We start from the raw sequence: 23,966 nt of genomic DNA, 5'->3' as shown, positions 1-23,966 counted from the left end.
CTACCTCCCTATAATCTGCTATATTTTTCGTATTTTTGCACTCAAATTACTAATATATAGCGATTATGCCTTTAAATTTACCCGATAAACTACCTGCGATAGAGCTTTTGAAGGAAGAGAATATTTTTGTGATCGACACTTCCCGCGCTACGCAACAGGATATTCGTCCGCTACGGATTGTGATTCTGAATCTGATGCCGTTGAAAATTACAACGGAAACAGACTTGGTGCGTTTACTCTCCAACACACCTCTTCAGGTGGAGATTTCATTTATGAAGATCAAGAGCCACACGTCAAAGAATACGCCGATAGAACACATGAAAACGTTCTATACAGATTTCGACCAGATGCGTCATGAGAAGTATGATGGTATGATTATCACTGGAGCTCCTGTAGAACAGATGGACTTCGAGGAGGTGACCTATTGGGATGAGATTACGGAAATCTTTGATTGGGCACGTACGCATGTCACTTCTACCTTATATATATGCTGGGCTGCGCAGGCCGGATTGTATCATCATTATGGAGTTCCTAAATATCCGTTGAAAGAGAAGATGTTCGGTATCTTTGAACATCGGGTATTGGAACCTTTCCACTCCATCTTCCGTGGTTTTGATGATTGTTTCTATGTGCCGCATAGCCGTCATACAGAAGTACGCAGGGAAGACATTCTGAAAGTTCCGGAATTGACGTTGCTTTCCGAATCGGAAGATGCCGGTGTCTATATGGCAATGGCACGGGGCGGTCGTGAATTCTTTGTCACGGGACACTCCGAATATTCTCCGCTGACACTGGACACGGAATACCGTCGCGATCTCGATAAAGGCTTGCCGATAGAGATGCCCCGCAATTATTATATAGACAATGATCCTGAAAAAGGCCCGTTGGTACGTTGGCGTGCTCATGCCAATTTGTTGTTCTCCAATTGGCTGAACTACTTCGTTTATCAGGAAACACCTTACAACATCAACGATATTCAATGATAAAGCAGCGTAAAATAGAACTTCTCGCTCCGGCGAAAAACCTGGAATGTGGCATTGAAGCTATCAATCATGGGGCAGATGCAGTATATATCGGTGCTCCGAAGTTCGGTGCCCGTGCGGCGGCTGTGAACTCATTGGAAGATATTGAAGCATTGGTGCAGCATGCCCATTTGTATCATGCACGTATTTATGTCACGGTCAATACGATTCTGAAAGAAGAAGAGTTGAAAGAGACAGAGGAGATGATTCATGCACTTTATCGGATTGGCGTAGACGCGCTGATTGTGCAGGACATGGGGATCACGAAGTTGAATCTTCCTCCGATACCGCTTCATGCCAGTACACAAATGGACAACCGTACACCGGAAAAAGTAAAATTCCTTTGGGAGGCGGGTTTCCGGCAAGTAGTCCTGGCGCGGGAACTATCGTTGCGTGAAATAAAGAAGATACACGAAAATTGTCCGGAAGTGCCTTTAGAGGTATTCGTACATGGGGCACTTTGTGTCAGCTATAGCGGGCAGTGCTACGTCAGCCAAGCCTGTTTCGGTCGTAGTGCCAACCGGGGAGAATGTGCGCAATTCTGCCGGTTACCTTTTAGTCTGGTAGACGCGGACGGGAAAGTGATTGTCAAAGACAAACATCTGCTTTCCCTGAAAGATATGAATCAAAGTGACGAACTGGAGCAATTGCTGGATGCCGGAGTTTCCTCGTTCAAGATAGAAGGGCGACTGAAAGACGTTTCTTACGTGAAGAATGTAACGGCCGCTTATCGTCAGAAGCTGGATGCCATCTTTGCCTGTCGTCCGGAATATGTAAGGGCTTCTTCGGGTACGTGCAATTTCGAGTTTAAGCCGCAACTGGATAAGAGTTTCAGCCGTGGATTCACACATTATTTCCTGCATGGACGTGACAAAGAGATTTTCTCTTTCGACACTCCCAAGTCGTTGGGCGAGGAGATGGGGACTGTGAAGGAGATTCGCGGCAATTATCTGACGGTTGCGGGACTTAAATCCTTTAACAATGGAGACGGTGTTTGTTATATCGACGAACAGGGACGTTTACAGGGATTCCGCATCAACCGGGTGGACAGCAACAAACTATATCCACAGGAAATGCCTCGCATCAAGCCTCGTACCACATTATATCGTAATTTCGACCAAGAATTTGAACGAGTGCTTTCCCGTAAGTCTGCCGAAAGGAAAATCGCAGTGCGAATGTTGCTTGCCGACCATCATTCCGGTTTCTCTTTGACATTGACTGACGAAGATGATAATAGCGTCACAATCACCCTTCCACGTGAGAAAGAGCCGGCCCGGACTCCGCAGACGGACAACCTGAAAACGCAACTGTCCAAATTGGGGAATACGCCTTTCGAAGCAAAAGAAATAGAAATCTCTTTTGCCGACAACTGGTTTCTGCCGGCTTCGGTATTAGCCGATTTCCGCCGGCAGGCAATCGACCGGTTAATAACTGCCCGTCGAATCAATTACCGTCAGGAATTGTCGGTATGGAAGTCAACCAATCATGCTTTTCCACAAACGACGCTAACCTATCTGGGGAATGTCATGAATACTCGTGCAGCTTCTTTCTATCAGGAGCATGGGGTTCAACAGGTAGCAGCGGCTTACGAAAAAGAAGCGGTGGAAGATGCGGTACTGATGTTCTGCAAACATTGTTTGCGTTACAGTATGGGATGGTGTCCCATCCATCAACGGGTACGTTCACCTTATAAAGAACCCTATTACCTGGTGTCAAATGACGGCAAACGTTTTCGTCTGGAATTTGATTGTAAGAATTGTCAAATGAAAGTAAAAGTGGCTCAATGAAAACAGTGATGAACCTCCTACTATGTTTACTTTTGCTCTCATCTTGTTATTATAAAGCACCGGCTTTGGATTCGGAAGAACTGTCGAAGAAGACGAAAGACTCGTTGACTTACTTGTACGAACGGCATTATACATGGAATACAAACTTGGAAGTAGTCGATGATTCCATCTCTTTGGAATGTCTTCCGATAAAAGATACTTTTATTCAGTTGAATAAAGGAGATAGGGTAGTGGTGGCAGAGTTTGCGGTTCACCCTGCCGATAGTGTAGACAGTGTTTGGGTGAAGCTGGCTCATACGCAGGATGAACAGGGCTGGGTACGTGAAAAAGAACTCAAGAAGTCATTTGTGCCGACTGATAGTATTTCGCAGGCCATTCATCTTTTCAGTGATACGCATGCTTCTTATTTCATTATCATCTTCGCTTTATTCGTCGGTGTATATCTGTTTCGTGCTTTTCGTCGAAAGCAGTTGCAGATGGTCTATTTTAATGATATTGATAGTGTTTATCCGTTATTTCTCTGTTTGTTGATGGCTTTCAGTGCAACGATTTACGAATCGATGCAGGTCTTTGTGCCGGAAACGTGGGAGCATTTTTATTTCAATCCTACTTTGTCGCCGTTCAAAGTTCCTTTTATTCTCTCTGTCTTCTTGTTGAGTATTTGGCTGTTTTTGATAGTCGCTTTGGCGGTGCTGGATGATTTGTTCCGACAGTTGACTCCCGCTGCAGCTATCTTTTATCTGCTGGGGTTGATGTCTTGTTGTATTTTCTGCTATTTCTTCTTTATCCTGATGACACATATTTATATCGGTTATCTGTTCCTTGCCTTTTTTATGCTGGTTTTTGCGAAGAAAGTCCATCGGAACATTGGGTATAAGTATCGTTGTGGGCGTTGCGGGGAAAAGTTGAAGCAAAAAGGTGTATGTCCCCACTGTGGAGCAATCAATGAGTAATTTTATTATCTGTTTTATTCTTGAATAACTTTTCAAATGATGGAAATCAGATCTACTGAAATAAAAGATCTCCCTTTAGTGATGGAGATTTATGACTATGCCCGTGCCTTTATGCGTGCAACCGGAAATACTACTCAATGGATTGACGGTTATCCTTCTGAAGTATTGATTCGTCAGGAAATTGAGGATGGACATAGCTTTGTCTGCATAGATGAACAGGGAGAAATCCTGGGGACTTTTTGTTTTATCTTGGGCGACGACCCTACTTATCAACAGATTTATGAAGGAACATGGCTCAATAATGAACCTTATGGAGTGATTCATCGGCTGGCAACGAACGGAAAACAGAAGGGGGTATCGGAAACCTGCTTGAATTGGTGTTTCGAACGTTGGCCCAATCTCCGGGTAGATACTCATCGGGACAATAAAGTTATGCAGCATATATTGACGAAGTATGGCTTTCAACGTTGTGGCATCATTTATGTAAAGAATGGGACAGAGCGTATCGCTTATCAGATGACGCGTGTACCTGATGGAACAGTGAAACTTGCTTAATCGTGGTGGAGTGTAGTTGAAGTGTATTAGATGTGGGCAAGATAATCTTAGATATAAGCAAACCAATAGGAAACTGTAGGTAAAGTAATGCCAGGACACCGGTATAGTTCCGTTAAGATGCCGGTATAGTTGTGTGAAGGTACCGCTATCTTTACCTTTCCATGGCTGTGGTAGCTTCTCTTCACGGCCGTGGAGAGATCTCGTCACGGCTGTGGGAAGAAGTCACCACGGCCGTGGGAAGGTAAAGATAGCGTAGGGTTAAGAGAACAATGCCTATTGGATTAATTAAGTATAACGGCTTTATAATGCATACTTCATAGAGGCATACGTTCTTCTATCACGTATTCCATGCCATCAATCTATAAGAGACAGGCTGACAATAAAAGTCAGAATCTTTTATTGTCAGCCTGTTTTTGGATTATTGTCAGCACTTATTGTCAGGTGTCAATGGATTGATAATCATTGTTCTATATGGATAAAATCTTTAGCTGACAATAAAATGACTAAATAATATCTCTATGAGTGAAAATGATTAGAACCGGCAGCGGAGATCTACCCCAAATTGCATTGGGCGTCCTTTCTGCATAAAACCTTTGTTCATTGTTTCGAAATAGAAGGCGGCATATTCTTTATTCAAGAAGTTGCGTGCCCAGAAACTAATCATTGCGTCACCGATTTCCAGATTCGTTCTCCAGTTGAGTGTGCCATAGAAAGATTGGCTGACATCGTTTTGTTCAGTCCAGTAGATGCGTCCGGCAGCGTTATAATTAGCTTGGAATACCACCCGGTCGAAGATAGAGCGCGGACTGCAGGTGATGGCGTATTCTCCTCCGATATTTAAGGTGTGTTTGGGGACGAAGGGAACATATTTGCCATTATAATCTGCGGTCACTTTAAAAGTGCCGTCTTTTTGCTCTTCGGTGATTACATAATCCGTAAAGGTGGCATACGTATATCCGTAACTGACATTCAGGCTAAGTTCTTTTGTCACACTGGCACGAAGGGCTGCTTCTGCACCATAGCTACGGCTTTTTCCTGCATTGATCGTGATACGTCCCAGACCACTTTCTGCAAATTGGGAGAGTTGTTGGTCGCGGGTATCCATATAGAATGCTGCGACGTCAGCCCAAAGTCTGCCTTCCCATAAAGTAAGGTGGCTACCTACTTCGTAGTTCCACGAATATTCGGGTTTGTAAGTGGTGGACGCTTTTACATCAATCTCTTTTGTAGGCACCATTTGGTTCATCATATTAATGATGGTTTTTCCCCAGGTGGCATCTTGCCCTATTGTCGGACTTTCTTTGATGGCATTCATCATCGAATTTTTCAATTCTGTTTGTGATAAGTCAGAGAACATCTGGATGTTATATCCTCCTGAACGATAGCCCCGGGTGACGGTGGCATACACATTATTTTGATTCTTCCATTCATATTGAATAGCAAATTTGGGTAGGAGCTGTACATAATCAGTAGAGAGCTTGCCAACGAAAGAGGCCGGGGCTTTCATATTCTGATCAGACAAGTTTATTTGGTTGGGTCCCATAGCTAAGTGAAAATCAAAACCAAAATCGATAGGAGTGCTAAGAGAATTATATTTCATACTGATTTTCTCGTAATCGAGCCGGAGGCCGGCTGTAACGGACAGTCCTTCTATGAACAAGTTGTTGAAAGTAGACTGATGATAAAGTGCACCGCTAAGAGTCGGGGTGTCGAAAGTTCCTCCTACGCTTAATGACGGGTTGTGCACAGTCATTCCCATGGTGGGAGCTCCGGGTTTGGCAGATACTTCTTCAAAAGCTGCATTGGCGTTGTTTTCAATGACCGACTTCACTCCTTCTTCTTTAAACAAAACAGGTCCCGTAGTATGCAGCCATTGATAGAATCCGAAAGCTCCCGTAGCCCACTGCCATCTTTTTCCGGGTTTGGCTTTCAACACAATCTCTTCGGAAATGGTGTTTGCACGTTGCTTTTGCTCAATATTGAAAATATCTCTTTCTGTGAAATCTTGATCGAGAAACATGCGGTCGTTCAGGTTCTGATAACCTGTCACGGCACTTAATATAAAGTTGTTGGCTTGATATTCAATGTTAACACCGGAGTTGAGCAATCCACGGCGGTAACTGCTGCGGTCGTTATATGAAATCTTACCGATATAATCTGCCCGGTCTTCTGTCATTTCCTTACCATTTTCTTTCGCTTTAGCTATTGCACTGGGGGTAATCCCGGTATAGTAATACGGATATCCGCCCTGATCGCTATATTCATAGCTAAGGGCCATGTCTATTTTCAGGTTCGAAGTGGGCAGGTAAATACCACGGAAACGTCCGCCACCGGCATTGCTCTTGTCTACCTTTTCGTTATTTCTTGCCGAATTTTCAAAGAAGCCACCTGTGTGTTCGTAGAAACCTCCGGTAGAAAAAGCGAAGCGGTCGGATGTCCGGTGATAGTGGGTGAGTGACACATTATAATTATTGTAAGTTGCTGCTCCCATGCGGATATCAGTACCTTGATAAGTGAAAGGCGATTTTGTGTGCACTTTGATAAGTCCTCCCATTGTATTACGTCCGTAGAGAGTACCTTGTGGTCCGCGGAGAATATCAATACGTTCGATATCAGCATAGTTGAAGTCGAAAGCGGATTTGTCGATATAAGGGATGTTGTCTACGTAAAGTCCTACGGACGGAGTGTTGATACGTGAGCCGATTCCACGGATATAAATGGAAGTGGTCAGTTTGGAACCATAATCGGGGATAAACAGATTAGGGACGATGCCTGTCAGGTTTTTCACAGAATTCACCTGATTGGCGCGCATATTATCTTGTGATAAAACAGTGGCTGCCACCGGCAATTCACGCAACTTACGATTCTCTTTTGGAGTAGCAATCACTACCACCTCTTCGATGTCTACTATTTTTAGTGAGTCTTTGGGGAAATCTTCAGCCCATGCTGTCCCTGTCGTCAGGAGCATAAGGGCAATCATAATCTTCTTTGTCTTCATCTGCTGTTAATTTATCTGGTGCAAAGTAACGGCAAATATAGATGACGGTCAATCCTCATTTATTAGGATTATGACTTATTTTTTAAGAGGTCAGATTCGGTCAGCTTCGATATATCCGTTCATTACAGCATAAATAGTCAGCCCGGAGACGGACTTAATGCCTAATTTCTCCGTGATATTTTTTCGGTGAGTGATAACGGTAGTCAGGCTGATATTCAGTTTATCTGCTATTTCTTTGTTGATTAATCCTTTGGTTATCAGTACGAGCACTTCTATTTCACGGGCGGATAGAATTTCCTGATGAGGCTGCATCGGAGGCATGGGTGGCATATCTTTTACCGGATAACCGTCATGGTGAGCATGTTGGTGAAGTTTCAATATGTTTTTCACCAGCTCTTCTTCGGATTCGTGAATGTTGAGTACAGGTACGCCGGACAGTTGGAATTGCGGACTGTCGCTTGCCAATACAATCGTTTTTCGTTTCCGGGGGAGAAAGAAAGCATTGTGCTCCACGTAAATCTGTGCGGAAATGAAATAGTGGGCATACATATCGGGAGTATCGTCCATCAGTTCGCTGAAGTGATGAAAAGTCCGTATGGTTGCCATAGGAATCATTTCCTCCAGGATTCCTTTCAGACCGAGACAGGTCAATGTATTGGCTTCTACGATTGCTATTTCGGGTTGATAATTCATTTTAGTGTAAGTTTAATTAATGGTTGAAATAGTTGGCTGCTGCTTCTGCACATCGTTCGCCGTCCACCCCGGCAGACACAATTCCTCCGGCATAGCCTGCGCCTTCTCCGCAAGGAAATAATCCGCGAACGGTGACATGTTGCAGAGTATCCTTATCGCGTATGATACGAACGGGGGAAGAAGTTCGTGTTTCCACACCAATCATTACTGCCTCATTTGTCAGGAATCCGTGACTGCTTCGTCCGAATTGTTGGAAACCAAGAGATAGCCTTTTGCTAATAAATGATGGCATCCAGAAATGAAGTGGAGACGAAATCAATCCCGGACTATAGGATGACTCGGGCAGATCGTAACTCAATTTCTTGCGGGTAAAATCCAGCATGCGTTGTGCCGGAGCAGTCTGTCGTCTGCCTCCCTGCAACCAGCATTGACGTTCCAATTCCTCTTGAAAGTGAAGAACAGATAGTAACTGTGAATTAATCTCTGAAAGTTGTGAACTTTTCAAATTCGGGTTTAGTGCCATCAGCTGTTCATCTTGTTGCGCAGCCAATTCTTTATTCCTCATTTTTAATTCTTCATTTCCCAAATCTTCCGGTTGAATTTCCACTACCATTCCCGAATTACTCCACCGTGACCCACGGTTGGCAGGAGACATGCCGTTTACTACCACTTGTTCCGGTCCGCTGGCGGCAGGAACGATGAAACCTCCGGGACACATACAGAAACTATATACTCCTCTGCCTTCTGCCTGTGTTACAAAGCTGTATTCAGCAGCGGGCAGGTATTTGCCCCGTCCATTCTTATTATGGTATTGTATTTGATCGATCAACATTGCCGGATGCTCCAAACGGACACCGACTGCAATGCCTTTCGCTTCAATCGCCACATGATTCGCAGCCAGCCAACGATATACATCTCTCGCCGAATGTCCGGTTGCCAGTATCACGGGTCCGAGAAAAGTCTTTCTTGTATTTGTTTCGATACCTTTGACTTCATCGTTCTCAATAATCAATGCATCCATTCGTGTCTGGAAATGTACTTCTCCGCCACATTCGATAATGGTGTTCCGCATATTTTCAATGACACGTGGCAATTTGTCTGTTCCGATATGCGGATGCGCATCCACCAATATCGAAGTCGAAGCTCCATGCTGGCAAAATACGTTCAGAATCTTATCTACATTCCCTCTCTTCTTGCTCCGGGTATAGAGTTTCCCATCCGAATAAGCTCCTGCACCCCCTTCGCCAAAACTGTAATTCGATTCCGGGTCAACCGTGTGTTCCCTGCTGATCTGTGCTAAATCTTTTTTTCGCTCGCGCACATCTTTTCCGCGTTCGATAACAACGGGACGTAACCCCAGTTCGATGAGACGCAGGGCTGCAAATAGTCCGCCAGGACCTGCACCCACGACAATCACTTGCGGTTTTCCCTCTACCTTATTATATATAGTATGTTCGTATTCGTCATCCTTAGGCATCTCACGAATGTATACCCGTACCTTCAGATTGACGAAGATAGTCCGCTGACGTGCGTCGATGCTTCGTTTCAAGACTCGGGTAGCAGTGATGTCACGCAGGTTCAAACCTTTTTCTTTAGAAAGATATTCTTTCAATCGCTGTTCGTTTGCTGCGATTTCGGGAAGGATGCGGAGTTGGTATTCTTGTATCATCGATTTAGAATTTGCTACAAAGGTATCAAAAAAAATCAAGTGTTATAGCCATACAACACTTGATTTCAAACTATATCTTTAGCGTCCCCCTGTCACAACACTTAAGAAACGGGGAAGCCATTTCTTCAATAGACTGTAAATTCCCAAACTTGTAAGAATGATAAATCCTGCACTCAAAAAGTAAATACTCAAAAATATCATATCGTTTGAAACGGGAAGGTATTTAAGGGTATATTTTAAGATAACTCCTAATGGTATACCATGAAAGGCATAAATGAAAAAAGCGCCACCTACAAGGAAAGTATTTGCAGTCCACATTCTTCGTTCTATAAAGTGGGCTGATAGAGAAATGGCAAGAACAATACCTGTAAGAATACTCAATGAATGGATAAAGTTTATCCATGGTTGTTCCCTAAAATATATGCATACAAGCGCCAATAGAGAATAAAACATTGCTGAAGGAAATAGGCAAGGCTTTAGCAATGCAACAAAGTTACAGTTTTGAACACTGAAATAAGCTCCTGCAGAGAAGAAAAAAAAGGCTGCTATACTAAATCCGGGAAGAGAGAACCACCAATTAAAGTACCACAATACTCCTAATACAAAGACACTAAACCAACGGAAGTATTTCACAAGTATATATATCAACGGGGAAAAAAGTATCATAACTATTAAATCGCGTAAAAACCAGAATTGATAACAAATAGGACATCCTCCATTTATGCTCCAAAAAGCATCTAACCAATCAGTCAATGAATACATATCCATTAACTGATTGGTACTTGACGAAAGTCCCGGAATCGTTTGTATGAGAATGGAATATGAAATAATCATTAGGTTCCAAAATAAGTAGGGGAGCAAGATAGAGCGTCCACGATTCTTTAATTTATGTCTATATACTGATAGTGAGAATTCCTTCGATCGGTAAAAGAATAAAAAGCCGGAAATGAAAAAGAACAGTGGAACGGCAATACGGCCAATTAGTTCTGAAAAAAAAATAAGATGTTGTATCATATATCGGGCATGAGTATTCATGCAATATATTAACATTAACACCATTCATAATTACATTGGAAAAATGTGCATGAATTAGCACTACTCCTACAATTAGTGGAAAGCGGAGGAAATCGATGCTTTTTGATTGAAGCTCTTCGTCTGTCATTGTTTAATAAGTTTTAATTTGTTATGGAAAAAGTGCGCTCCACTTTGTATCTTTTCTCTGGAGGGAAGTATACAAAGCGAAACGCACCCAGTTCGTAACAAAATAAAACGGGATGCATTCACCTATACCTTTCTCTGGGCTTTAGAATAAATTGGTCGTTTTTCTATCGGAGAAATGTTGTGAAGCAATATTCTATTATAAGAAGATTGAAAATTTATACCATAGGCTATGCAATTTTAAGGGGGTGTATTCGGGCATAAAAAAGGTGTGACCTCGTATTTATTCAGAATGTAGAAGGTACGACCAAGCACCCAGCCCGAACCAAATAAACCGTAGGAACACACCCCGTTGAAGGTGTATTCACCAAGTTTATTTCTTTCGAGCTTTTTATTTGGTCGTTTTACTACACAAGAAATAATAGCAAATACTAATATGTCAGAATTAAAGCTTACTGTTTTTTGTTTCTCGTTTTAATTATAATTGTGCAAATATACAATTTTATTTCTTTTTATCTATTGCGTTGATGCTATAAAATAGGTGTTGTTAAAAAGATTGAGATATTCTATTAATATTATATATGTGAAAATATTTTGGCTTATAAGTAGCAGAGATAGAAATTTATTGCTTATCCGAATAAAGCCCTGAACGCCTCTTCTACTTTTCTCACCGGTACTAATTCTATCTTCAGTTTTTGGGTATCGATCCCTTGCAAGTTATATTTAGGCAGCAAGAAACGTTTGAAACCTAACTTTTCAGCTTCACCGATACGCTGTTCAATTCGATTCACAGGACGTATCTCTCCCGACAGACCGATTTCTCCCGCCATGCAAACTTCCGGTTCAATGGCTGCATCCATATTGGAAGAAAGGATCGCACTGATAACCGGCAGATCGATAGCCGGATCATTCACTTTCAATCCTCCGGCAATATTCAGGAACACATCTTTCTGTGCCAGCTTAAATCCGACACGCTTTTCGAGAACAGCCAGCAGCATATTCATTCTTCTTAAATCGAAACCGGTTGCCGAACGTTGAGGATTTCCATAAACAGCAGAACTGACCAAAGCCTGTGTCTCGATCAAGAACGGGCGGATCCCTTCGATAGCGGAAGCAATAGCCACTCCACTCATTCCCTCATGATCCTGACTAAGCAAAAGCTCGGAAGGATTATTCACCTGGCGCAACCCATCCTGACGCATTTCATAAATCCCTAATTCTGCCGTACTGCCGAAACGATTCTTGATGCTGCGCAGAATACGATACATATAATGCTGGTCGCCTTCAAATTGAAGAACAGTATCTACGATATGTTCCAATACTTTAGGTCCTGCAATACTTCCTTCTTTATTAATATGACCGATCAGCAACACAGGGGTATGCGTTTCTTTCGCGAAACGAAGAATAGATGCCGAACACTCTCTGACTTGCGCAATACTTCCGGGAGATGATTCGATACTCTCGGTGGAAATAGTCTGTATAGAGTCAATAATCACTAAATCGGGATTCGTATTCTTGATATGCACATAAATTTGTTCGAGCGAAGTCTCACAAACAATCAGGCAATCGCTGGAAGTATCAGAGAGACGGTCGGCACGGAGTTTAAGCTGCCGTGCACTTTCTTCACCGGACACATAAAGGATTTTCTTTTCCGGCATGTGCAGTACGGTCTGCATGACGAGCGTGGATTTACCGATTCCCGGCTCACCGCCTATCAGGACAAGAGAACCCGGCACAAGTCCGCCACCCAATACGCGATTCAATTCATCATCGTGCATATTGATGCGTGGCTCGTCGTCCGCTTCAATATCGCTAAGTGCCAGTGGTTTGGGTTTCTGTGTCTCAATGCCCGACACCGGGCGGCGGTTGGTAGGTTCTTTCCGTACGATTTCCTCAACATACGTATTCCATTCTCCACACGACGGACATTTACCCACCCATTTCGGTGAATCCTGTCCGCAATTACTGCATACATATACGGTTTTCTCTTTTGCCATATTCTCTTTCTTTAATATAAAAATCCGAATGCCCAGAGTGGAATCTTATTTCCGGCCGAATATTCAATATCATCTGCGGCAATAAATGCCTGTTTAGTGTTAGCTATCTGTTTCCCGTCTTTGCTTTTCCCGCCAACTTCTATCGTATATTTACTGTCTATCGTATAGTCTGCGCTACGCGTGCAATATTCCACACGATGTTGATAGGCGAGTTGGTTTACCATGAACACCTCTCTCAATGTTCCTTTGTTTACATCTTTAAAGGTCAATGCATAAAGCAGGTTGGTATTTTCCATATAAATCTTATCCGGTTTTTGTAACTTTTTGATAGAGTCATTATCCGAATAAAGAAGGTGGATTAATTTAGCTCTGTCCAGATACTGTAAATAGGCCAAAATAGTAGTACGTGAAAGTTCTGCCATAGCAGAGAGTTTAGTGATGTCCACCATAAAAGGCACTTCGGAGGAGAGGATTCCCAGCAGACTTTTTAGTTTTCGCACGTTACTGATGTCCACTCCGCATTGCTGGGGAAGTTCGATTTCGAGTATCAGGTTGGCTATATTTTCGATACGTGTGTAGTATTCCGCATTTCCTTCCAAATAAAAAGGATAGTATCCATGTTTCAAATAGTCTTCAAAATAGGCGAGGGGACGGCATTGGGAATTCACTTCATTACAAATTCCATCACTATTGTCCAATATCTCTTCCAGCGTGTAAGGGCGGATGTCAATCTGATGGTATAAATTCAGATATTCACGGTAGGATAGCCCTTGCATATTATATGATATGCATCGACGAGACAAGTCGGCCTCTGCATTCAGCAGTTGGAGTAAGGATGACCCGGTGAATACTATTTTCAGTTCAGGAAACTCATCATATATATTTTTAATTTCCTTGCTCCATGACGGATATTTGTGCACTTCATCCAAGAACAGGCATTTACCTCCTTTCAGGTAAAACTGTTCGGCGAGTTCGCTAAGAGAATGCTGTGTGAAATACAGACTATCTAAACTTGTATATAAGGCACTTTGGCTATCATTGGCATAATGAAGTTTTAAGTATTGAAGCATTAAAGTTGTTTTCCCAACTCCGCGAGCTCCCCGGATAGCAATCAGACGGTTATCCCAATTGATTGTATTCATCAGGCTTCTGATATAGGTTGTGGAAGTAGCTGTTAGTAGCCTTTTGTATCTTCTGATTAGTGTATCCATATCTTTATTTGTTTTCTATGGAATACAAAAATAGGCATAATTTGTTCAACGCGCAAAACAAATTCAGATAAAATGTGTTCAATGCGTAAAACAAACAGGGAATTTACAAAGTTATCTCTCCTGCCATCGAACGGTTCATCCGGTCGCGTACCTCATCCGGGGTATATCCATGTCCCAGTAAGAACATTAATTTAGTGACTGCCGATTCCGTTGTACTGTCATATCCGGAGACAACGCCTGCCTGCAACAACTGGTATCCCGTTTCGTAACGTTCCATTTCTACCATTCCTGCGCTGCATTGTGTTACGTTGACAATTACAATTCCACGTTCACTGGCCTGACAGAGCCGGCGTATAAACCATTCCTTTCGGGGAGCATTCCCCGAACCGTATGTTTCGAGCACGACCGCCTTTAAACCTTCAATCCCCAGAATGGTGGCAATCACATTTTCCTGGATGCCCGGAAAGAGCTTCAGTACCACTACATTGGTATCCAGCAAATAGTGCGGTTTCAATTCCCGCTCTTCACCATTTCCGTGAATTTGCACATTATTATATTTAATATGGATTCCCGCTTCCGCCAATACCGGATAATTGAAAGAACGGAATGCATTGAAGTTTTCTGCATTCATCTTTGTCGTACGGTTTCCCCGCATCAGGTGATTTTCAAAGAAGATGCATACTTCCGGTACCAGTGCCCTTCCTTCCTTGTTTTGTGCGATGGCAATCTCGATACTAGTCATCAAATTTTCCTTTCCGTCCGTGCGGAGTACGCCGATGGGAAGCTGTGAGCCTGTAAGAATGACGGGTTTGTCCAGTCCTTCCAGCATAAAACTTAGTGCGGAAGCGGTATAAGCCATCGTGTCCGTTCCGTGCAGGATGACGAAGCCGTGGTAACGATTGTAGTTATCATGAATAATGCGTACCAGCTTCCGCCACATGTCCGGTTCCATGTCCGACGAATCCATCGGAGGATCAAACTGATAGGTGTCAATTGGAAAATTGAACTTTTGCAGTTCGGGGATATACTTTTGCAGTTGCTCGAAGTTAAAGTTCTCCAGAGCACCTGTCGCGGCATTCTCAATCATACCAATTGTTCCACCGGTGTATATTAACAATACGGAAGTATTTAATGGACTCATAAGCTGATTTTGTACGGTTGTTTTCGCAAATATAATAATAGATTTGATAAATAAGTAACAAAATGTCATAAAAGTGAAGGCGGATGACCGGATAAAGCGCAGGCGAAAGATTCTTTTTATCAGAAAAAAACCGAAAAAAGTGATAGATTGAACGTTTTTATTATTACTTTTGCGACACTTATCAAAAACAAGAGTAGAAACAAGGACTATGATGAAGTACTATCCACATACAGTCACATCCATGTGTACCATGACCCTTAGGGGTTAATGGATAGTTTTTGTGTATCTACGTGATTCACGCTTGTATAAGCAGGCAAAATTCAAATTCAATTTTATTCGTAAACAACCAATCGTTCTGTAAAAAGCAAACTGCAGGACATTGCATTTAAATAAGTATCTTCATGAAAGTAATGAAATTCGGCGGAACATCCGTAGGTTCCGTGAACAGCATTTTAAGCGTAAAGAGAATTGTAGAGTCGGCAAATGAGCCGGTAATTGTAGTTGTTTCCGCATTGGGAGGCATCACTGACAAATTGATAAATACATCGAAGATGGCGGCAGTGGGAGATTCAGCCTATGAGGGTGAGTTTCGCGAAATCGTTTACCGTCATGTGGAGATGATTAAGGAGGTGATTCCTGCCGGAGAAAAGCAAGTATCGTTGCAACGTCAGATTGGCGAGCTACTGAACGAATTGAAGGATATCTTTCAGGGAATTTACCTGATTAAAGACCTTTCCCCGAAAACTTCGGATACAATCGTCAGCTATGGTGAACGCCTTTCATCGATCATCGTCACCGCACTGATTGAGGGAGCAAAATGGTTCGATTCGCGCACTTTTATCAAGACGGAAAGAAAGCATAGCAAGCACACGCTGGATACAGAATTGACTAATAAACTGGTGAAAGAGGCTTTCCAGTCTATTCCTAAAGTAGCGCTGGTGCCGGGATTCATCTCTTCGGATAAAACGACAGGGGATGTCACGAACCTCGGACGCGGTGGCTCGGACTATACGGCTGCCATTATTGCTGCGGCGCTGGATGCGGCAAGTCTGGAAATCTGGACGGACGTAGACGGATTTATGACGGCTGATCCGCGTGTCATTTCGACTGCTTATACGATTACGGAATTGAGTTACGTAGAAGCGACCGAACTTTGTAACTTCGGCGCAAAGGTGGTTTATCCGCCGACTATCTATCCCGTATGTCACAAGAATATTCCTATTATAATAAAGAATACATTCAACCCGGATGGAGTGGGAACGGTTATCAAACAAGAAGTTTCCAACCCGCAGAGCAAGGCTATCAAGGGGATTTCCTCCATCAACGACACAAGTCTGATTACTGTTCAGGGGCTTGGTATGGTAGGTGTGATCGGTGTAAACTACCGCATTTTTAAAGCATTGGCAAAGAATGGAATCAGCGTGTTCCTCGTCTCACAGGCTTCATCGGAAAACAGTACTTCTATCGGTGTGCGTAATGCCGATGCCGACTTGGCTTGTGAAGTGCTGAACGAGGAGTTTGCGAAAGAGATAGAGATGGGTGAGATTTCTCCGATTCTGGCAGAAAGAAATCTGGCAACAGTTGCTATTGTAGGTGAGAATATGAAACACACACCGGGTATTGCAGGTAAACTTTTCGGTACACTGGGACGTAATGGTATCAACGTAATTGCTTGTGCACAGGGAGCTTCGGAAACCAATATCTCTTTTGTGGTCGATTCCAAATCCTTGCGTAAATCATTGAACGTTATTCATGACTCTTTCTTCCTCTCCGAATATCAAGTATTGAACCTCTTTATCTGTGGTGTCGGTACGGTAGGGGGTAGTCTGGTAGAACAGATTCGTTGCCAGCAACAAAAGCTGATGATGGAAAACGGACTGAAACTTCATGTAGTAGGCATCATTGATGCAGCCAAAGCGATGTTTAGCCGTGAAGGTTTCGATCTCGCCAACTTCCGTGAAGAACTACTGGAAAAAGGCAAGGACAGCAGTCTGCAAACCATCCGCGACGAGATTATCGGAATGAATATCTTTAATTCCGTATTTGTAGACTGTACGGCCAGCGCTGACATCGCATCGCTTTACAAAGATTTCCTGCAACACAATATCTCTGTGGTAGCAGCCAATAAGATCGCGGCTTCTTCCGCTTATGAAAACTATCGTGAACTGAAAACGATTGCCCGCCAACGTGGTGTGAAATATCTGTTCGAAACAAACGTAGGTGCAGGTCTTCCGATTATTAACACAATCAACGACCTGATTCATAGCGGCGACAAGATTCTAAAGATTGAAGCGGTGCTTTCCGGTACACTGAACTATATATTTAATAAAATCAGCGCCGATATTCCTTTCAGCCGTACCATCAAAATGGCACAGGAAGAACGCTACTCTGAACCGGACCCACGTATTGACTTGAGCGGAAAAGATGTGATCCGTAAACTGGTGATTCTGGCACGTGAAGCCGGATACCGTCTGGAACAGGAAGATGTTGAAAAGAACCTCTTTGTTCCGAATGACTTCTTCGAAGGTTCTCTGGAAGATTTCTGGAAACGTGTTCCAAGTCTCGACGCAGACTTTGAAGCCCGTCGCCAGGTATTGGAAAAAGAAAACAAACACTGGCGCTTTGTTGCTAAACTGGAAAATGGAAAAGCTTCTGTCGGCCTGCAGGAAGTAGGAGCCAACCATCCATTCTACGGTCTGGAAGGTAGCAACAACATTATCCTGCTTACTACGGAACGCTATAAAGAATATCCGATGATGATTCAGGGATACGGTGCCGGTGCCGGTGTTACGGCTGCCGGAGTATTTGCCGATATCATGAGCATCGCAAATGTTTAAACGCCTTATGAAACATATTATCATATTGGGAGACGGAATGGCCGATTGGCCAGTGAAGTCATTAGGGGACAAGACGCTCCTGCAATATGCAAAGACGCCTTATATGGATAAGCTAGCTCGCATGGGACGTAACGGCCGCCTGATTACTGTGGCGGAAGGTTTCCATCCGGGTAGCGAAGTTGCCAATATGTCCGTGTTGGGATATAATTTGCCAAAGGTATATGAAGGTCGCGGACCGCTGGAAGCTGCCAGTATCGGTGTGGATCTGAAGCCGGGTGAGATGGCAATGCGCTGTAATTTGATTTGTGTGGAAGGAGAAATTCTGAAGAATCACTCCTCCGGACATATATCTACAGAAGAAGCAGATGTGTTGATTCAATATCTGCAAGAAAAACTGGGCAATGACCGCGTACGCTTTCATACAGGAGTTCAGTACCGCCATCTATTGGTTATCAAGGGAGGTAATAAAGAACTGGACTGTACACCTCCGCATGATGTACCTTTGAAACCTTTCCGTCCATTGATGGTAAAACCATTGGTTCCGGAAGCGCAAGAAACGGCAGATCTGATTAACGACCTGATTCTGAAATCGCAGGAACTACTGAAAGATCATCCATTGAATCTGAAACGTATGGCAGAAGGTAAAGATCCTGCGAACAGTATTTGGCCCTGGAGTCCCGGTTACCGTCCGCAGATGCCTACTTTCTCCGAGACTTTCCCACAGGTAAAGAAAGGAGCAGTCATCTCGGCTGTCGATCTGATAAACGGAATCGGTTACTATGCTGATTTACGTCGCATCGCAGTAGAGGGAGCGACCGGACTTTATAATACGAACTATGAAAACAAAGTGACCGCTGCCTTGGAAGCATTGAAGACGGATGATTTTGTTTATCTGCATATCGAAGCCAGTGATGAGGCCGGACATGAGGGAGACATTGACTTGAAACTTCTCACTATCGAGAATCTCGATAAACGTGCCGTAGGTCCTATTTATGAAGCAGTGAAAGATTGGGACGAACCGGTAGCCATTGCTGTATTGCCCGATCATCCTACTCCCTGTGAGCTTCGTACCCATACATCTGATCCCATTCCGTTTCTTATCTGGTATCCGGGTATCGAGCCGGACGAGGTGCAAACTTACGACGAAGTATCTGCCTGCAATGGTAGTTATGGTGTGTTGAAAGAAGACGAGTTCATTAAAGAATTTATGAAATAATGTTCACCACGTAATCTGTGGTGAGCACTAAAAATATCATCCCATGAAATATTATAGTACGAATAAACAGGCGCCGGTGGCTTCTTTACAGGAAGCAGTTGTAAAGGGGCTTGCAGCCGATAAAGGGTTGTTTATGCCTATGTCTATCAAGCCTCTTCCACAAGAGTTTTACGATACGATTGATACGTTGTCTTTTCAGGAAATAGCTTATCGTGTAGCCGATGCTTTCTTCGGTGAGGATATTCCTGCCGACACTCTGAAACAGATTGTATATGATACATTAAGTTTTGATGTACCTTTGGTGAAAGTAGCGGATAACATCTATTCGCTCGAACTTTTCCACGGACCGACATTGGCCTTCAAAGATGTAGGCGGTCGTTTCATGGCGCGTCTGCTGGGATACTTCATTAAGAAGGAAGGACAGAAGAATGTAAATGTACTGGTAGCCACTTCCGGTGATACGGGAAGTGCCGTGGCTAACGGCTTTCTGGGTGTGGACGGTATTCATGTATATGTGCTCTATCCGAAAGGAAAAGTCAGCGAAATACAGGAAAAACAATTCACTACACTGGGGCAGAACATCACTGCGCTCGAAGTGGACGGAACGTTTGATGATTGCCAGGCATTGGTAAAAGCTGCTTTTATGGATAAAGAGTTGAATGAACATCTGTCATTGACTTCTGCCAATTCCATCAATGTAGCCCGTTTCCTGCCACAAGCATTTTATTATTTCTATGCTTATGCACAATTGAAACGTGCCGGAAAAGCTGATAATGTTGTAATCTGTGTACCTAGCGGAAACTTCGGAAATATCACCGCAGGATTGTTCGGAAAGAAAATGGGATTGCCTGTGAAGCGTTTCATTGCTGCCAACAACCGCAACGATATTTTCTATCAATACCTGCAAACTGGCAAATACAATCCCCGTCCGTCTATTGCAACAATCGCTAACGCTATGGACGTGGGAGATCCTAGTAACTTTGCCCGTGTGCTTGATTTGTATAATGGTTCGCATGCTGCTATCTCTGCCGAAATTTCAGGAACAACTTATACCGACGAGCAGATCCGTGAAACGGTGAAAGAAACTTGGAAAGAACATCATTATCTCCTTGATCCTCACGGAGCTTGCGGATACCGCGCATTGGTAGAAGGCTTGAAAGAGGGCGAAGCAGGTGTGTTCCTTGAAACGGCTCATCCGGCTAAATTCCTTGAAACAGTGGAAAGCATTATCGGTGAATCAGTAGAGATACCTGCCAAGTTGCAGGAATTTATGAAAGGCGAGAAGAAGAGTTTGCAAATGACGAAAGACTTTGCTGATTTCAAGAGCTATCTCCTTTCATTGTAGTATTCACTTTTTATCACTTCAGAAGAGGTCTTGGATTGAATTTTCGGTTTTATCTATTGTTCTAAGCGTAATGAGAAGTCTCTTTTCACAGTGTATAGCTACATTATACAAGGGAGAGGAGAATCCTCATTTCGTTTAAAATGATAGATACCTCATTTTATTCTCATTTGGCTTCTTTCCGTACGATTTTGAGCTAAATTCATAGTTACAAGGACTAATCTAATGCAATACAGTTTTTAGTAATTCTTCTTAGAACTATTATTTTCTTCGTTTCCTAATGGGTTTTCGTTCCACTTAAGTGGAGCGATAGTTCAACTTAAGTGGTTCTATCGTTCGACTTAAGTAGAACGAAAACTGAAGTGCAGATCTAATTATTATTTATAAAAGCCAGGAAACTAAATACAGTATTAAGACAGGTTATCTCTTACTGACTATTGGAAGCTACTGTTTAGTTCATTTCCGCACCGTTATGAATAAAGGTATTTTCGATTCAATTGTATAAGTATCACCCTATTCAGAGTGAGAGTATATTGATGTGTTAAATAGGATCGAGTTTTGAACTTTTATTTTCATATTATGTATTTCTTATAAATGTTGTTCTTGATAGGTGAGAAAACGGGAATTATTGGAAATGAGATATGGAGAATTGCTAAAAAGTGTGTATCTTTGCAAGCATTGTTGAAGGGAAGTGTCCCTGAACATTTTTTATAGTGATATTGTAAGAAGCGTTGTGCTTCATTCTTGTTAACGAAAACCTGAGAAATTTTCAAAATAACACAAGAATGGCATGAGCGGTTCTCGCGCTATAGGCGTGGGGCTGCTGTCCATTTTGTGTTATTGGGTTTTCTCAGGACCTTCGTTAACGGAATGGCACGCAGTTCCACGCTTCCGTTTTGTAAATTCTGCCTTAAGGGACTGCGGACAGAACAAACACATTTTTTATGAAAGCAAGGAGTTTATTATTTTTTTCCCTGTGCTGTTTTTGTTTTTTAGTGATGGCTCAATCGGGTGATAAATCTGAAAGAGTAAGATTGGGAGTAAAAGGAGGAATGCATTTTTCTAATATGCATTTTTCTAATCTTGACCAGTACAGTCCGGACTGGGGATCTAATGGAGTTGGTGGGATATTTGCCGAGTTTGATTTGGGTAGAAACCGAAAATTTTCTGTCCGACCGGAAATTCTATTCTTGTCACGTGGAACTAAAATAGGAGATAGCAATATCTCTTATAAACTAAAGACGAAATACACAGATTTCCGCCTGCCCCTCATCTTTAATTTTACTAATCCATCTAAAGTGGGTCCTTATGTCTATGTAGCCCCCGTGCTAGGGATTGGCAGAGGAGGCGAAGTTAATTATACCGAATTCCATGATGGTGAGGCTTATGAATGGGAACCTCTGGATATAAACGACGCGAACTTCTCTAAAGTAAATTTTAGCGTGGCTGCAGGATTGGGAATACGGATTCCTATTAAAGTTGCAGCAGGGAAAAAGATTCATTTGGCTTTGGAGGCAAATTATCAGTATGGCATCACTGACACTTACGGAAGTAAAGAAAAAGATGGGGAAGCTATCGCAGTCAATCGGGCAATATATGATATTACCGGTACACGGAAACATCAGGACATAGAAATTACGGCAGCTGTGTCCGTTCCTTTGAGTATATTTAAAAAGACGTCTAAAAAGGAAAAGCCAGTTCCCGTTGTTGAGAAACCGATTGTGGTAGAAGAAGAGGAAGTACCTGTAATCATTGAGGAGAAAAAGCCGTGTTATACGTTGGAAGAGATTCTCGATTTAGTGGTAGCCCAGAAACCTATCGCCGGAAAGACAATTTGCGCAGTAGATGTTATCAATTTTGAATTTGGCAAGAGTGCAATAAACAAAAATTCATATGCTTACCTTGATAAGATAGCCATGTTGATGCAAAGAACAAATCTTAGTGTTGAAATTAAAGGACATACGGATAATGTGGGTAAAGAAGATTTCAATATGGAACTTTCCAGGAAAAGAGCGAAAGCTGTATACGATTATTTAATAAAGAAAGGGGTTGGTTCTTCCAAACTTTCCTATACTTATTATGGGATGACTAAACCGATAGCTTCTAATGACATGGAAGAAGGGAGATTGATAAACCGCAGAGTTGAATTTGAAATCAAATAAATGGAGGACAGAATATGAAAGTAACATATGTAATCGCACGAATAAAAATGTTTTTAGCAATAATGCTTTGTCTGTTTGCAATATCAAGTTGTATTTCTGACGGAGATGAGACAGTTGTTTTGGAAACCGGAAATGTGCAAGCACGTAAAATGCTTTTTGGGGAATGGAAGTTGTCGTCTAAAACAGTGGTCGATGAGGATGGGATAGAACAGTCCAAAGAGGATATTTCGGAAGAACCGAATCTTGAATTTACGGAGGATGGAAACTGCAAGTTGACATATCCTAATGGAAACAGTGTGAATCAGAAATGGGACTTATCTGGAGATTTTTATTCCATCTTTATATCCGATATCCGTTATGAAATCTACACGCTGGGAAAGAATATCCTTGTTTTGGTGATAAACTATGAAGACTATTATTTGAAGTTTGTCTATTACAAACTTTCCTCTCCGGAGCAAAATGATGGAAAGGAAGGTGAAATAGGTGGAACCGATGATAACAATCTTTATAAGCCCTATTCCGCTAGATTTAAAGTGACGAAAATAGTCGTTGACGATAAAGATACATATACCTTCGAATATGATGGCAAAGGACGTATCATGAGGTATAAGACTCCAAGTAAAACGTATACATTTACTTATGATGACACGAAGACTTATCTGTGGCTTAACGGGAAAATCGTCAATACGGGCTTTGTAGGTTCTAATGGATATTTGACAAAGATGTGGAACGGTACTAGCGAAAGTGGGGGTGTAAGCACATTTGTTTATATAACGGATATGGATTATTATATGAATTACTTAAATAGAGTGGAATATAAAGGCACTGGTGCTATCCAGTATTGGAAACCGGCTTATTCAGATGGTAATATGACTTTTTTGTATAATGATGGTTCACACAATTTCACTTATACATCTTCCGATAATAACTTCTCTGTGGATCTGAACGGTTTTATATCCGCGATGTATCAATGGGAATGGTTTATGCATGATGCAGAAGTTATTTGGGGGTTATTTGATTTTTACGGAGTCAGATCTTCTGATATGGTGTATCAGGAAACTACATCTCAATGGAATAACACTTTCTCTTATTATTATGGAGAACGAGGAGACGATTTTACTTTGCGCATCACACAAGTAAGAAAAGGATTGAATACTAATTTCACAAAGATATATAAAGTCTATGCTACTAATAATTAACTCAACTTATTTCAGAAACCTGAGTA

At 42.4% G+C, this 23,966-nt stretch carries 16 protein-coding genes; 9 read left to right on the top strand and 7 right to left on the bottom strand.

Annotation, left to right across the window (positions count from 1 at the left end):
- Positions 1–65 precede the first annotated feature (65 nt).
- The 4 genes from metA to ACT8YW_RS08795 are packed head-to-tail and all read left to right on the top strand — an operon-like array spanning position 66 to position 4,317.
- Entirely contained in the window at positions 66–983 is a 918-nt protein-coding gene (gene metA / locus ACT8YW_RS08810; RefSeq protein ID WP_004314573.1) for a homoserine O-acetyltransferase MetA, read from the top strand.
- Positions 980–2,809, top strand: a complete 1,830-nt coding sequence (locus ACT8YW_RS08805; RefSeq protein ID WP_444104661.1) for a peptidase U32 family protein — start codon at positions 980–982, stop codon at positions 2,807–2,809. Before metA ends, ACT8YW_RS08805 begins: the two co-directional genes overlap by 4 nt.
- Positions 2,806–3,762, top strand: coding sequence for a zinc ribbon domain-containing protein (locus tag ACT8YW_RS08800; RefSeq protein ID WP_032849822.1), 957 nt, complete (start codon positions 2,806–2,808; stop codon positions 3,760–3,762). The genes ACT8YW_RS08805 and ACT8YW_RS08800 overlap by 4 nt, the downstream gene beginning before the upstream one ends.
- A gap of 36 nt (positions 3,763–3,798) precedes the next feature.
- The gene (locus ACT8YW_RS08795; RefSeq protein ID WP_221661423.1) at positions 3,799–4,317 is read left to right on the top strand and encodes a GNAT family N-acetyltransferase; all 519 of its coding nucleotides are present in this window, start codon (positions 3,799–3,801) and stop codon (positions 4,315–4,317) included.
- 532 nt (positions 4,318–4,849) lie between these two features.
- Here ACT8YW_RS08795 and ACT8YW_RS08790 read toward each other — a convergent pair.
- The 7 genes from ACT8YW_RS08790 to ACT8YW_RS08760 all read right to left on the bottom strand — a co-directional run bounded on the left by ACT8YW_RS08790 (position 4,850) and on the right by ACT8YW_RS08760 (position 15,184).
- Positions 4,850–7,315 carry a TonB-dependent receptor gene (locus tag ACT8YW_RS08790; RefSeq protein ID WP_444104660.1) on the bottom strand — a complete coding sequence of 822 codons (2,466 nt, stop codon included), beginning with the start codon at positions 7,313–7,315 and terminating at the stop codon, positions 4,850–4,852.
- A 90-nt stretch (positions 7,316–7,405) separates the two neighbouring features.
- Entirely contained in the window at positions 7,406–8,008 is a 603-nt protein-coding gene (locus tag ACT8YW_RS08785; RefSeq protein WP_004306407.1) for a response regulator transcription factor, read from the bottom strand.
- Positions 8,009–8,024: 16 nt separating this feature from the next.
- Positions 8,025–9,677, bottom strand: coding sequence for an NAD(P)/FAD-dependent oxidoreductase (locus ACT8YW_RS08780; protein WP_444104659.1), 1,653 nt, complete (start codon positions 9,675–9,677; stop codon positions 8,025–8,027).
- A 78-nt stretch (positions 9,678–9,755) separates the two neighbouring features.
- A complete protein-coding gene (locus tag ACT8YW_RS08775; RefSeq protein WP_444104658.1) occupies positions 9,756–10,691 on the bottom strand; it encodes an acyltransferase family protein in 936 nt (311 codons plus the stop codon).
- Between the two features lie 773 nt (positions 10,692–11,464).
- Positions 11,465–12,832 (bottom strand): DNA repair protein RadA, encoded by a 1,368-nt coding sequence (radA, locus tag ACT8YW_RS08770; RefSeq protein ID WP_270702666.1) that lies wholly within the window; start codon positions 12,830–12,832, stop codon positions 11,465–11,467.
- An 11-nt stretch (positions 12,833–12,843) separates the two neighbouring features.
- Positions 12,844–14,043, bottom strand: a complete 1,200-nt coding sequence (locus ACT8YW_RS08765; RefSeq protein ID WP_008999047.1) for an ATP-binding protein — start codon at positions 14,041–14,043, stop codon at positions 12,844–12,846.
- Between the two features lie 103 nt (positions 14,044–14,146).
- A complete protein-coding gene (locus ACT8YW_RS08760) occupies positions 14,147–15,184 on the bottom strand; it encodes an asparaginase (RefSeq protein WP_444104657.1) in 1,038 nt (345 codons plus the stop codon).
- 401 nt (positions 15,185–15,585) lie between these two features.
- On the opposite strand from ACT8YW_RS08760, the gene thrA reads away from it, so the two are divergent.
- From thrA to ACT8YW_RS08735, 5 genes are all read left to right on the top strand, one after another.
- Positions 15,586–18,021: a bifunctional aspartate kinase/homoserine dehydrogenase I gene (thrA, locus tag ACT8YW_RS08755; protein ID WP_004299126.1), complete on the top strand. Its 2,436-nt coding sequence runs from the start codon at positions 15,586–15,588 to the stop codon at positions 18,019–18,021.
- Between the two features lie 7 nt (positions 18,022–18,028).
- Entirely contained in the window at positions 18,029–19,237 is a 1,209-nt protein-coding gene (locus tag ACT8YW_RS08750) for a cofactor-independent phosphoglycerate mutase (RefSeq protein ID WP_444104656.1), read from the top strand.
- A gap of 43 nt (positions 19,238–19,280) precedes the next feature.
- Positions 19,281–20,582 carry a threonine synthase gene (gene thrC / locus ACT8YW_RS08745; protein WP_444104655.1) on the top strand — a complete coding sequence of 434 codons (1,302 nt, stop codon included), beginning with the start codon at positions 19,281–19,283 and terminating at the stop codon, positions 20,580–20,582.
- 941 nt (positions 20,583–21,523) lie between these two features.
- Positions 21,524–22,741, top strand: coding sequence for an OmpA family protein (locus ACT8YW_RS08740; protein WP_444104654.1), 1,218 nt, complete (start codon positions 21,524–21,526; stop codon positions 22,739–22,741).
- A 14-nt stretch (positions 22,742–22,755) separates the two neighbouring features.
- On the top strand, positions 22,756–23,940 hold the full coding sequence (locus ACT8YW_RS08735; protein ID WP_444104653.1) for a hypothetical protein: 1,185 nt from the start codon (positions 22,756–22,758) through the stop codon (positions 23,938–23,940).
- Positions 23,941–23,966: the final 26 nt, after the last annotated feature.

This window comes from Bacteroides sp., from assembly GCF_052357945.1.
Classification (GTDB): domain Bacteria; phylum Bacteroidota; class Bacteroidia; order Bacteroidales; family Bacteroidaceae; genus Bacteroides.
Note: the sequence above shows the minus strand (reverse complement) of the source record. Positions and strands in the feature narration are given on the sequence as shown.

Excerpts from the sequence above, each read along its gene's own strand:
- metA (WP_004314573.1), top strand. The coding sequence starts at position 66 with ATGCCTTTAAATTTACCCGATAAACTACCTGCGATAGAGCTTTTGAAG.
- ACT8YW_RS08805 (WP_444104661.1), top strand. The coding sequence starts at position 980 with ATGATAAAGCAGCGTAAAATAGAACTTCTCGCTCCGGCGAAAAACCTG.
- ACT8YW_RS08800 (WP_032849822.1), top strand. The coding sequence starts at position 2,806 with ATGAAAACAGTGATGAACCTCCTACTATGTTTACTTTTGCTCTCATCT.
- ACT8YW_RS08795 (WP_221661423.1), top strand. The coding sequence starts at position 3,799 with ATGATGGAAATCAGATCTACTGAAATAAAAGATCTCCCTTTAGTGATG.
- ACT8YW_RS08790 (WP_444104660.1), bottom strand. The coding sequence starts at position 7,315 with ATGAAGACAAAGAAGATTATGATTGCCCTTATGCTCCTGACGACAGGG.
- ACT8YW_RS08785 (WP_004306407.1), bottom strand. The coding sequence starts at position 8,008 with ATGAATTATCAACCCGAAATAGCAATCGTAGAAGCCAATACATTGACC.
- ACT8YW_RS08780 (WP_444104659.1), bottom strand. The coding sequence starts at position 9,677 with ATGATACAAGAATACCAACTCCGCATCCTTCCCGAAATCGCAGCAAAC.
- ACT8YW_RS08775 (WP_444104658.1), bottom strand. The coding sequence starts at position 10,691 with ATGATACAACATCTTATTTTTTTTTCAGAACTAATTGGCCGTATTGCC.
- radA (WP_270702666.1), bottom strand. The coding sequence starts at position 12,832 with ATGGCAAAAGAGAAAACCGTATATGTATGCAGTAATTGCGGACAGGAT.
- ACT8YW_RS08765 (WP_008999047.1), bottom strand. The coding sequence starts at position 14,043 with ATGGATACACTAATCAGAAGATACAAAAGGCTACTAACAGCTACTTCC.
- ACT8YW_RS08760 (WP_444104657.1), bottom strand. The coding sequence starts at position 15,184 with ATGAGTCCATTAAATACTTCCGTATTGTTAATATACACCGGTGGAACA.
- thrA (WP_004299126.1), top strand. The coding sequence starts at position 15,586 with ATGAAAGTAATGAAATTCGGCGGAACATCCGTAGGTTCCGTGAACAGC.
- ACT8YW_RS08750 (WP_444104656.1), top strand. The coding sequence starts at position 18,029 with ATGAAACATATTATCATATTGGGAGACGGAATGGCCGATTGGCCAGTG.
- thrC (WP_444104655.1), top strand. The coding sequence starts at position 19,281 with ATGAAATATTATAGTACGAATAAACAGGCGCCGGTGGCTTCTTTACAG.
- ACT8YW_RS08740 (WP_444104654.1), top strand. The coding sequence starts at position 21,524 with ATGAAAGCAAGGAGTTTATTATTTTTTTCCCTGTGCTGTTTTTGTTTT.
- ACT8YW_RS08735 (WP_444104653.1), top strand. The coding sequence starts at position 22,756 with ATGAAAGTAACATATGTAATCGCACGAATAAAAATGTTTTTAGCAATA.